This window comes from Clavibacter sp. (genome assembly GCF_014802555.1).
GTDB classification, from domain to species: domain Bacteria; phylum Actinomycetota; class Actinomycetes; order Actinomycetales; family Microbacteriaceae; genus Clavibacter; species Clavibacter sepedonicus.
The window spans coordinates 20035-27351 of record NZ_JAAVCB010000021.1 but is presented as its reverse complement, the minus strand read 5'-3'; the positions used below and the strand labels follow the sequence as shown (position 1 = coordinate 27351).

Genomic DNA, 7317 nt, shown 5'->3' with positions numbered 1-7317 from the left:
TGATGCTGCCATCGACCCGGTCCAGTACCTCGAAGAACTCCCGCCGCAACTCACCCGAAACCACGATCCCCGCAACCCCCTGAACTCAGGGTGTTGCGGGGACCACGAGAATCCGCCCAGGGGACGGGGCATCGTCGTGCCGTCGGATCAGCTGCGCGCGGCGGCCAGCTCCTCGGCGACGAGGAAGGCGAGCTCCAGGCTCTGCATGTGGTTGAGCCGCGGGTCGCACAGCGACTCGTAGCGGGTGGCGAGGGTGGCCTCGTCGATGTGCTCGGATCCGCCCAGGCACTCGGTGACGTCGTCGCCCGTGAGCTCGATGTGGATGCCGCCCGGGTGCGTGCCCGCCGCCCGGTGCGCCTGGAAGAAGCCCTGCACCTCGTCGACGACGTCGTCGAAGCGTCGCGTCTTGTAGCCGGTGGGCGTGGTGAGGCCGTTGCCGTGCATGGGGTCGGTGACCCAGAGCGGGTTCGCGTCCGACGCCTTGACCGCCTCGAGCAGGGGCGGCAGCGCGTCGCGGATCCTCCCCGCGCCCATGCGCGTGATGAAGGTGAGGCGGCCGGGCTCCCGCTCCGGGTCGAGCTTCTCGATGAGCTTGTGCACGGTCTCCGGCGTCGTCGACGGCCCGAGCTTGACGCCCAGCGGGTTGCGGACGCGCGAGAGGAAGTCAACGTGCGCGCCGTCGAGCTCGCGCGTGCGCTCTCCGATCCAGATGAAGTGCGCCGACGTGTTGTACGGCGTGCCGGTACGCGAGTCGATGCGCGTCATGGGGCGCTCGTAGTCCATGAGGAGGCCCTCGTGCCCGGTGTAGAACTCGACGCGCTTGAGGTCGTCGAAGTCGGCGCCTGCGGCCTCCATGAACTTGATGGCGCGGTCGATGTCGCGGGCGAGCTGCTCGTAGCGCTGGTTGGCGGGGTTCGCGGCGAAGCCCTTGTTCCAGCTGTGCACCTCGCGGAGGTCGGCGAAGCCGCCCTGCGTGAAGGCGCGGATGAGGTTCAGCGTCGAGGCGGCCGTGTGGTACCCCTTCACGAGTCGGGCAGGATCCGCCGCGCGCGACTCGGGCGTGAAGTCGTAGCCGTTGACGATGTCACCGCGGTACGCGGGCAGCGTGAGGTCGCCGCGCGTCTCGGTGTCGCTCGAGCGCGGCTTGGCGAACTGCCCGGCCATGCGGCCCATCTTCACGACGGGCATGGCTGCGCCGTACGTGAGGACCACGGCCATCTGCAGCACCGTCTTCACGCGGTTGCGGATGGCGTCGGCGGTCGCGCCCGCGAAGGTCTCGGCGCAGTCGCCGCCCTGCAGGAGGAACGCGCGTCCGTCGGCTGCAGCGGCGAGGCGCGAGCGCAGCAGGTCGACCTCGCCGGCGAAGACCAGGGGCGGCAGCAGCGCGATCTCGGCGGACGCGGCGTGGACGGCGGCGGCGTCCGGCCACTGCGGCTGCTGCTTGACCTCGAGCGTGCGCCAGTGGTCGAGGCCGGCGAGGACGTCGGGATGGGCGGGGACGAGGTGCTCAGAGGCCACGGTGGGATCCCGGTTCGTGTCGTGCGCGTGGTGCGCGGTGGAGGCGGTGCGGGCGTCGGTCAGCGGGACGCGCTCGCGCGCTTCTCCTTGACCGAGGTCGCGTAGACGTCGACGTACTCCTGGCCGCTCAGCCTCGAGAGCTCGTACATGATCTCGTCGGTGATGGAGCGGAGGATGAAGCGGTCTCCCTCGAGGCCGGCGAACCTACTGAAATCTAGCGGCTCGCCGATGACCACACCAATCCGGCGGACCTTCGGGATGCGGGTGCCGATGGGCATGATCTTCTCGGTGTCGATCATCGCGATCGGGACGACGGGGACGTCGCCCTCGAGGATCATCCGGGCGACGCCCGTGCGCCCGCGGTACATCCGGCCGTCGGGGCTACGCGTGCCCTCGGGGTAGATGCCGAGCATGCGGCCCTCGGCCAGGACACGGAGGCCCGTGTTGAGCGACGCCTCGGATGCCTTGCCGCCGGAGCGGTCGATGGGGAGCATGCCGGTGGCCGTGAAGAACATCTTCGTGGCCCAGCCTTTGAGGCCGGTGCCCGTGAAGTAGTCGCTCTTGGCGAGGAAGACGAGGTTGCGGTCGACCAGCAGCGGCAGGAAGACCGAGTCGATGAACGACAGGTGGTTGCTCGCGAGGATCACGCCGCCCTTGGCGGGGATGTTCTCGATCCCGGTGACCCAGGGCCGGAACGTGCTCCGGAGGAGGGGTCCGGCGACCAGGTTCTTCATGAACCAGTAGAACATCGTCGGTCACCTTCCGGGTGGGGTCGCATCCAGCATAGGCGGACGCGGGCCCGTGACCCGGCAGGGCGACGCCGGCGAGGTCAGGCTCCGTGGGTGAGCGCGGCGGCGTGCAGGCGGGCGAGGTCTGCGGCGCCCACGACGCCGGCGTCGTTGACGAGCTCGGCGATCCGGAACTCGGGCTCCGGGTGGTAGCCGCGGGCCGGGAGGTGGGCGAGGTACGCCTCGCGGATCGGGTCGAGCAGGAGGTCGCCCGCCTGCGCGACGCCGCCGCCGATGACGAACATCTGCGGGTCGAGGATCGCGCCGATGCTCGCGGCCGCCTCGCCGAGCCAGCCGCCGAGGCGGCGGAGGGCGAGGAGCGCGCCGGGATCGCCGGCCTGGATGAGGTCGCTGACGTCGTGTCCGGTGAGCGCGCCCACCTCGCGACGGCGGGCGGCGAGGCCCTCGCCGTGCGTGCCGCCGAGGTCGGCCAGCTCGTCGGCGGTGCGCAGGAGCGCGCGACCGGATCCGTACTGCTCGATGCAGCCGCGGGCGCCGCACCCGCAGGGCAGGCCGTCCGGCACCACCCGCATGTGGCCGAGCTCGGCGCCCGCGCCGAAGCCGCCGCGGAAGAGCCGGTCGTCGGCGACGATCGCGCCGCCCACGCCCGTGCCGATGGTAAGGGTGACCATGTCGCTGACCAGCCGGCCCGCGCCGTAGCGGAACTCGGCCCAGCCGGCGGCGTTCGCGTCGTTCTCGATGACGATGGGGAGGTCGATCCGGCCGCGCAGCTTCTCGCGCACCGGCTCGTTGCGCCAGTTGATGTTCGGGGCGTAGTAGACGGTGGACTGCGCGGCGTCGATGAAGCCGGCCGCCGCCACGCCGACCGCGACGACGTCCGGGTGCTGGGCGCGGAGCCACTCGACCATGCCGACGACGGCCTCGACTATCGCGTCCGGGCTACCCGCCTCGGTGGGCGTGCGCTCCTCCGCCGCGATGACGCCGAGCTCGTCGACCACGGCTCCCGCGATCTTCGTCCCGCCGATGTCGATCCCTATTGCATGCACTCCGCGGGCCCTTCCCTCTGTCTCGCCAGTCGATCCTACTGACGCGCCGGACGCCCCCGACCGGGGACGAGCGCCCGGGAGGGCGCCGCCGATAAGCTGACCACATCCATTTCCGGTACCGAGGGAGTTGCCGTGGAACAGCACACCATGCCCGCCGTCGTCGAGGCGAGACCCGACGACAACATCACCGACGTCCTGGTGCACCGGGTGCGCACGAGCCCCGACGCCCCGCTGTTCGCGCTGCCGGACGGGGACGGGGGCTGGAGCGACGTCTCGGCGGCCGAGTTCCACCGCCAGGTCGTCGCCCTCGCCAAGGGCCTGGTCTCCGCCGGGATCGAGCCGGGCGAGCGCATCGGGATGATGTGCCGGACGCGCTACGAGTGGACGCTCGTCGACTTCGCGGTCTTCTTCGCCGGAGCCGTCCTCGTCCCCGTCTACGAGACCTCCTCCCCCGGCCAGGTGCACTGGAACATGCAGGACTCCGGCGCGGTCGCGATGATCCTCGAGTCGGCCGACCACTTCGCGCGCTTCGACGAGGTGCACCCGGAGCTGCCCGCGGTCCGCCGCGTCTGGCAGATCGACCTCGGCGACCTGGGCAAGCCCGCCGAGCAGGGCGTCGACGTGCCGGACGCCGAGATCGAGCGTCGCCGGAACATCGCGGTCGGCTCGGACATGGCGACACTGATCTACACGTCGGGCACCACCGGCCGACCGAAGGGCTGCATCCTCACGCACGCGAACTTCGTCGAGCTCTCGCGCAACGCCGAGGTGGCGATGGAGGAGGTCGTGCAGGTCGGCGCCTCGACGCTGCTCTTCATCACGACGGCGCACGTGTTCGCGCGCTTCATCTCGATCCTCAACGTGCAGGCCGGCGTGAAGACCGGGCACCAGGCCGACACCATGCAGCTGCTGCCCGCGCTCGCGTCCTTCAAGCCGACGTTCCTGCTCGCGGTGCCGCGGGTCTTCGAGAAGGTCTACAACTCCTCGGAGCAGAAGGCCGAGGGCGCGGGCCGCGGGAAGGTCTTCCGGAAGGCCGCCGAGGTCGCGTACGCGCACTCGGTCGCCGTGGACGCCGGCTCCGTGCCGCTCGCGCTGAAGCTGCAGTACAAGCTCTTCGACGCGCTCGTCTACTCCAAGATCCGGCAGGCGATGGGCGGGCGGGTGCGCTTCGCCGTCAGCGGATCCGCGCCCCTCGGCCTCCGGCTCGGCCACTTCTACCGGTCGCTCGGCCTCACGATCCTCGAGGGCTACGGCCTCACCGAGACCACGGCGCCCGTGAGCGTGAACCTGGTCAAAGGCTTCCGGATCGGCACCGTCGGACCGGCGCTCCCCGGGGTCTCGACGCGGATCACGGACGATGGCGAGATCGAGGTCAAGGGCGTCAACGTCTTCGACGGGTATTGGCAGGACGAGGAGGCGACCGCGGCGGTCTTCGACGACGGCTGGTTCCGCACGGGCGACCTCGGCAGCTACGACGCCGACGGGTACCTCACGATCACGGGTCGCAAGAAGGAGATCATCGTCACGGCCGGCGGCAAGAACGTCGCCCCGGCCGCGCTCGAGGACCCCATCCGGGCGAACCCGCTCGTCGGGCAGGTGGTGGTGGCGGGCGACCGGCGGCCGTTCATCTCGGCGCTCATCACGCTGGATCCCGAGATGCTCAAGGTCTGGCTCGGCAACAACGGGCAGGACCCCTCGATGACGCTCGAGCAGGCGTCGCAGAACCCGGCCGTGCTCGCCGAGGTGCAGCGGGCCGTCGACGCAGCCAACGCCACGGTCTCGCGCGCGGAGTCCATCCGGAAGTTCGTCGTGCTGCCGGTGGAGCTCACCGAGGCGGCCGGGCACCTCACGCCGAAGCTCAGCATCAAGCGCCAGGTGGTGCTCGACGCCTTCGCCGACGTGATCACACGGATCTACGAGGCGGCCCCGACCACCGAGGGCCACTCGCTGGTCCACTGACGGACGACGACGGCCCGCGCACGCGCGGGCCGTCGGGCGGTCGTCAGAACCAGTCGGACTCGCGGACCTGCTTCATGGCCTCGCGGCGGCGCTGCTTGTCGAGCCGGTCGAGGTAGACGAGGCCGTCGAGGTGGTCGACCTCATGCTGGAAGGCCTGCGCGAGGACGCCCGTGCCCTCGATGCGGACGGGCTTCCCGTCGAGGTCGAGCCCCGAGATGACGGCCTCGGGGTGGCGCATGGTGGGGAACCAGAGGCCCGGCACCGAGAGGCAGCCCTCGTCGACCAGCACGGCCTCGCCGCGGAGCTCCTCGATGACGGGGTTGAGGACGTAGCCAAACGCCGGCCCGACGTTGTAGCTGAAGGCCCGGAGGTTGACGCCGATCTGCGCGGCGGCGACCCCGGCGCGGCCGTCCGGTCGCACGCTGTCGAGGAGGTCCTCGACCAGGGCGCGCACGCCGTCGTCGATCTCGTGGATCTCCGAGGAGACGGTCTTCAGCACCGGATCGCCGAACAGGCGGATCTGTCGTTCAGTCATTCTCTGCTTCCGTGGGTCCTGGTCGGGCGGCGGCTCAGGATCGACCGGCCCCCGCGGGCGCGTCGCCCCCACCATTCTCCCGTGCCCAGTCGGCCACCGCGGACTCGGCGGCGAGCAGCGCGTTCTCGACGATCTCCGTCACGGCCGGGTGCGGCCAGTACTGCGCCCGGGCGAGACCGGTGACCGGGTGGCCGAGGCTCGCCGCCATGAGGAGCGGCTGGATGAGCGCCGCGGAGTCCGAGCCGATGATGTGCGCGCCGAGGAGGGTGCCGCCGTCGCGCGGATCCACCACGAGCTTGCAGAACGACGTCGTGTCCTCGAGCGCCCAGCCCCAGGCCGTGGACGAGTAGGGCTGCTCGACGGTGACGACGGGTCCCGCCGCGCGCGCCTCCGCCTCGGTGAGCCCGAAGGAGCCGATCTGCGGGCGGGAGAAGACCGCCTGCGGCGCAGGCCCCGGCGCTCCCCCGATGAGGTCCTCCGGGTGCAGCAGGTTGTGCTGGACCACGCGGGCCTGGTGGTTGGCGACGTGCTTGAGCTGGTGGTCGGCGCTGATGTCGCCGAGCGCAAAGACGCCGGGCACCGGCTCGCCGCCCGCGAGCACGCGCTGCCGGTCGTCGACCACGATGCGGCCGTCGTCGTGCAGGTCGTAGCCGGCGTTCGCGACGGCGAGCGTGTCGGTGTTGGGGACGCGGCCGAGGGCGACGAGCACGGCCTCCGTCTCGACGAGGTGGCCCGAGGCGAGCCGTGACCGGAGCACGTCGCCGTCCCGCTCGATCTCCTCGACCTCGCAGTCGGTGATGACGTCCCACTGCGTGCGCGCGAGCGTGGTGAAGCGCGTGGAGACGTCGGCGTCGAGGTTGCCCAGGAGGTGCGCGGATCGGGCGACCTGCGTCACGTGCACGCCGAGGTGGCTGAAGACGTGCGCGAACTCGGCCGCCACGTAGCCGCCGCCCACGATGAGGAGCGACGTGGGGAGCTGGGCGATGCGCATGATCGAGTCGGAGTCGTGGATGGCCGGGTCGGGTGCGTAGACGGCCTGCAGCGGGCGGGGGCGGGAGCCGGCCGCGAGCACGACGCGGTCGGCGACGATCCGCTGGCCGCTCGCCGAGACGAGCACGCCGGGAGACTCGAAGCCGACGCTCTCGCGCAGCAGCGTGACGTTCTCCGAGCCGCTCTCGCGCCACTCGCGGCCGCCCTCGCTGATGGCGTCGATGCGACCGAAGACGCGCGCGCTGATGGCGGGCCAGTCGACGGCGTCCACCGACGCGCGGATCCCGAGGGCCGCACCATCCTGTGTCCCCGCGGCGACGTCCGCCACGTGCACGAGCATCTTCGTGGGGATGCAGCCCGCGTTGAGGCACGTGCCGCCGAAGTGCTCGCCGTCGTCGACGAGCAGCACGCGCTGGTCGGCGAAGCGCTCGTCGACGATCGAGTTGCCGGATCCGGCCCCCACGATCACGAGGTCGTAGCGCTGGTCCTGCGGGGTGTCGGTCATCTCGTGGCTCATCTC

General features: G+C 71.2%; 6 protein-coding genes. 1 reads left to right on the top strand and 5 read right to left on the bottom strand.

Annotation, left to right across the window (positions count from 1 at the left end):
* Positions 1–147 precede the first annotated feature (147 nt).
* The 3 genes from HDR73_RS02705 to HDR73_RS02695 form a co-directional block, all read right to left on the bottom strand.
* On the bottom strand, positions 148–1518 hold the full coding sequence (locus HDR73_RS02705) for a class II 3-deoxy-7-phosphoheptulonate synthase (protein ID WP_012298736.1): 1371 nt from the start codon (positions 1516–1518) through the stop codon (positions 148–150).
* Between the two features lie 59 nt (positions 1519–1577).
* Positions 1578–2267, bottom strand: coding sequence for a lysophospholipid acyltransferase family protein (locus HDR73_RS02700; protein ID WP_012298735.1), 690 nt, complete (start codon positions 2265–2267; stop codon positions 1578–1580).
* Between the two features lie 80 nt (positions 2268–2347).
* Positions 2348–3313, bottom strand: a complete 966-nt coding sequence (locus tag HDR73_RS02695; protein WP_012298734.1) for an ROK family glucokinase — start codon at positions 3311–3313, stop codon at positions 2348–2350.
* A gap of 132 nt (positions 3314–3445) precedes the next feature.
* On the opposite strand from HDR73_RS02695, the gene HDR73_RS02690 reads away from it, so the two are divergent.
* Positions 3446–5272, top strand: coding sequence for an AMP-dependent synthetase/ligase (locus tag HDR73_RS02690; protein ID WP_012298733.1), 1827 nt, complete (start codon positions 3446–3448; stop codon positions 5270–5272).
* A gap of 43 nt (positions 5273–5315) precedes the next feature.
* Here the strand turns inward: HDR73_RS02690 and HDR73_RS02685 are convergent, their stop codons facing one another.
* Together HDR73_RS02685 and HDR73_RS02680 are read right to left on the bottom strand one after the other, a co-directional pair.
* Positions 5316–5807 carry a peptide deformylase gene (locus HDR73_RS02685; protein WP_012298732.1) on the bottom strand — a complete coding sequence of 164 codons (492 nt, stop codon included), beginning with the start codon at positions 5805–5807 and terminating at the stop codon, positions 5316–5318.
* Positions 5808–5841: 34 nt separating this feature from the next.
* Complete coding sequence (locus tag HDR73_RS02680) at positions 5842–7314, bottom strand: mycothione reductase (protein ID WP_012298731.1); 1473 nt, start codon at positions 7312–7314, stop codon at positions 5842–5844.
* Positions 7315–7317: the final 3 nt, after the last annotated feature.

What these genes read in the sequence shown, in the direction of transcription:
- HDR73_RS02680 (WP_012298731.1), bottom strand. Translation starts at nt 7,314, where the DNA reads ATGAGCCACGAGATGACCGACACCCCGCAGGACCAGCGCTACGACCTC.
- HDR73_RS02685 (WP_012298732.1), bottom strand. Translation starts at nt 5,807, where the DNA reads ATGACTGAACGACAGATCCGCCTGTTCGGCGATCCGGTGCTGAAGACC.
- HDR73_RS02700 (WP_012298735.1), bottom strand. Translation starts at nt 2,267, where the DNA reads ATGTTCTACTGGTTCATGAAGAACCTGGTCGCCGGACCCCTCCTCCGG.